The organism is Paracraurococcus ruber (genome assembly GCF_004353985.1).
Taxonomy (GTDB): domain Bacteria; phylum Pseudomonadota; class Alphaproteobacteria; order Acetobacterales; family Acetobacteraceae; genus Paracraurococcus; species Paracraurococcus ruber.
On sequence record NZ_SMOA01000649.1, the window covers coordinates 1 to 711 of the forward strand.

Annotated in this window: 1 protein-coding gene and 1 pseudogene; both read left to right on the forward strand. The window is 70.3% G+C overall.

From position 1 onward, the window contains the following. On the forward strand, window positions 1–214 hold a 214-nt coding region (locus tag E2C05_RS32285; protein ID WP_133223660.1), incomplete at its 5' end, for an OmpA family protein. Between the two features lie 268 nt (window positions 215–482). After that, window positions 483–711 (forward strand): annotated as a pseudogene (locus E2C05_RS32290) (OmpA family protein); the annotation flags it as partial.

The following is a 711-nucleotide window of genomic DNA, read 5'->3' on the forward strand; positions in this document are numbered from 1 at the left end:
GGTGGCGGGCCATGCCGACCGGTCCGGCACGCCGCAGTACAACCAGCGCCTGTCGCAGCGCCGCGCCGACAACGTGGCGGCCGAGCTGGTGCGCCAGGGCATCGCGCGCAACGAGATCGCCATCTCGGCCTTCGGCGAGAGCCGGCCGCTGGTGCCGACCGCCGACGGCGTGCGCGAGCCGCAGAACCGCCGCGTCGAGATCGTCCTGCGCTGACCTGATCGGGGCGGGTGCCAGCAGGCACCCGCCCCATCCCGTTGACATACTCGCGATAGTTCGATACAGAGCTGTACCGGCCTGAGGTGTGGCCGGCCTGCCATCCTCGATCGTGGTCAAAAAGCCACATTGATGCGGAAATGGTGTGTCCGCCCTGCCGCTCGCGGCTGGGTGGTGATAGCTATTCTCCGCGCACCGCCCTGGAGGCACGCCACCGCGCGGCGGGCGGCGCGAGAGATTGCCTCACAGGGATCGAGGAGAAACGAGGATGACCCTCAGGAAGGCCCTTCTGGCCGCGACGGTTCTGGCCCTGCCGGCGGCCGCGCAGGCGCAGCCCGTGTCGGGCCTGTATGTCGGCGCCGGCGCCGGCCTCAACTTCCACCAGGAGTCCCGCGCCGAAGGCCAGCGCTGGGAATACAAGCACCCGGGCTTCGCGGGTGTCGCCAGCATCGGCTGGGGCTTCGGCAACGGCCTGCGCGCCGAGATCGAGGGCAACT